Raw genomic sequence first — 452 nt, 5'->3', positions numbered from 1 at the left:
CGATCTTGTCAAGGATTTTCGGAGGATAAAGAGTTACATCAAAATGCAGTTGTTGTATTTCGGTATTAAAGAGCCGGAAGAATTTGACAACGACCATTGGAGCCATAAGTACCGTAAATGGTTAGATGGTATTGTGTTTGAGAACCCGACAGCAAAAGCGACTTTAGAGAGTCGTATGCGTTTCTTCCGTTTTGTGGACCAAGAGCTTCGGGATGTTTCCACTCAGCTTCGTAGGTATTGCAAAACGTACCATAAGAAGGATTATATGTTGCTCAGGAGCATACCCGGCATTGGAGGGATCGTTGCCTGTGGTATATTATGTGAACTGGGGGATCTGAGACGTTTTAACAATGTCAAGCATTTGGCAGGTTATGTAGGTCTGTCCCCAGGAGTCCACCAAAGCGGAAGCAATTATAAGACGTTGGGCATCACCCCACGTGCACATCGATTGA

Annotated in this window: 1 protein-coding gene; it reads left to right on the top strand. The window is 44.7% G+C overall.

Annotated features, from left to right (window positions below):
- Positions 1-43: 43 nt before the first annotated feature.
- On the top strand, positions 44-452 hold a 409-nt coding region (locus R3X28_RS19250; RefSeq protein WP_317666519.1), incomplete at its 3' end, for a transposase.

Source organism: Maribacter sp. TH_r10 (genome assembly GCF_033101095.1).
Classification (GTDB): Bacteria; Bacteroidota; Bacteroidia; order Flavobacteriales; family Flavobacteriaceae; genus Maribacter_A; species Maribacter_A luteus.
The sequence above is the reverse complement of the archived record's forward strand: the minus strand, read 5'-3'. Positions and strand labels throughout refer to the sequence as shown.